This window comes from Hyunsoonleella jejuensis, from assembly GCF_900111025.1.
GTDB lineage: Bacteria > Bacteroidota > Bacteroidia > Flavobacteriales > Flavobacteriaceae > Jejuia > Jejuia jejuensis.
Window position 1 is genome coordinate 1 of record NZ_FOFN01000010.1, and the last position, 2,174, is coordinate 2,174.

1 protein-coding gene is annotated in these 2,174 nt (G+C 49.5%); it reads right to left on the reverse strand.

Features of this window, described 5'->3' with window-relative positions; all coding sequences use genetic code 11:
• A partial coding sequence (locus tag BMY39_RS14955; protein WP_218141014.1) for a MopE-related protein occupies window positions 1–2,174 on the reverse strand: 2,174 nt, incomplete at both ends.

Below are 2,174 nucleotides of genomic sequence, written 5' to 3' on the forward strand. Positions count from 1 at the left end.
GCTACAAGCGAATACCCAACAGGCTGCTCACAAGCGGTCACCGAACTTACACTACCGAAGTAGGTATCGTTATCATTATCCACACCGATGTACCAAGTTTGACCAGGGAACTCATCGGCATCATTATCGTCACAATCCGGAGTAGCAGGCGCTACAAGCGAATATCCAGCAGGCTGCTCACAGGCAGTCACCGAAGTCACACTACCGAAGTAGGTATCAGAATCATTATCCACACCGATGTACCATATTTGACCAGGGAACTCATCGGCATCGTTATCATCACAATCCGGAGTAGCAGGCGCTACAAGCGAATACCCAACAGGCTGCTCACAGGCGGTTACAGAACTTACACTTCCGAAGTAGGTATCAGAATCATTATCCACACCGATGTACCATATTTGACCAGGGAACTCGTCGGCATCGTTATCATCACAATCCGGAGTAGCAGGCGCTACAAGCGAATACCCAACAGGCTGCTCACAAGCGGTCACCGAAGTCACGCTACCGAAGTAGGTATCGTTATCATTATCCACACCGATGTACCATATTTGACCAGGGAACTCGTCGGCATCATTATCGTCACAATCCGGAGTAGCAGGCGCTACAAGCGAATACCCAACAGGCTGCTCACAAGCGGTCACCGAACTTACACTTCCGAAGTAGGTGTCGTTATCATTATCCACACCGATGTACCAAGTTTGACCAGGGAACTCATCGGCATCATTATCATCACAATCCGGAGTAGCAGGCGCTACAAGCGAATACCCAACAGGCTGCTCACAAGCGGTCACCGAAGTCACACTACCGAAGTAGGTATCAGAATCATTATCCACACCGATGTACCATATTTGACCAGGGAACTCGTCGGCATCATTATCATCACAATCCGGAGTAGCAGGCGCTACAAGCGAATACCCAACAGGCTGCTCACAGGCAGTCACCGAAGTCACGCTACCGAAGTAGGTGTCGTTATCGTTATCCACACCGATGTACCATATTTGACCAGGGAACTCATCGGCATCGTTATCATCACAATCCGGAGTAGCAGGCGCTACAAGCGAATATCCAGCAGGCTGCTCACAGGCAGTCACCGAAGTCACACTACCGAAGTAGGTATCAGAATCATTATCCACACCGATGTACCATATTTGACCAGGGAACTCATCGGCATCGTTATCATCACAGTCGTCGATACCTGTACCCGACAGTTCACTTAAAAGGAATCCGTTAGTAGGCCTTTCACATGCCGTTAAGGATGAGGTACCAAAGTCATCACCATCGGCATCAATATACCACGTTTGTCCTGGAAATTCATTGGCATCAGTATCATCGCAATCCGGAGTAGCAGGCGCTACAAGCGAATACCCAACAGGCTGCTCACAGGCGGTTACAGAACTTACACTTCCGAAGTAGGTATCGTTATCATTATCCACACCGATGTACCATATTTGACCAGGGAACTCGTCGGCATCGTTATCATCACAATCCGGAGTAGCAGGCGCTACAAGCGAATACCCAACAGGCTGCTCACAAGCGGTCACCGAAGTCACACTACCGAAGTAGGTGTCGTTATCATTATCCACACCGATGTACCAAGTTTGACCAGGGAACTCGTCGGCATCATTATCATCACAATCCGGAGTAGCAGGCGCTACAAGCGAATACCCAACAGGCTGCTCACAGGCAGTCACCGAAGTCACGCTACCGAAGTAGGTGTCGTTATCGTTATCCACACCGATGTACCATATTTGACCAGGGAACTCATCGGCATCGTTATCATCACAATCCGGAGTAGCAGGCGCTACAAGCGAATACCCAACAGGCTGCTCACAGGCGGTTACAGAACTTACACTTCCGAAGTAGGTATCGTTATCATTATCCACACCGATGTACCATATTTGACCAGGGAACTCGTCGGCATCGTTATCATCACAATCCGGAGTAGCAGGCGCTACAAGCGAATACCCAACAGGCTGCTCACAAGCGGTCACCGAAGTCACACTACCGAAGTAGGTATCAGAATCATTATCCACACCGATGTACCATATTTGACCAGGGAACTCGTCGGCATCATTATCATCACAATCCGGAGTAGCAGGCGCTACAAGCGAATACCCAACAGGCTGCTCACAGGCAGTCACCGAAGTCACGCTACCGAAGTAGGTGTCGTTATC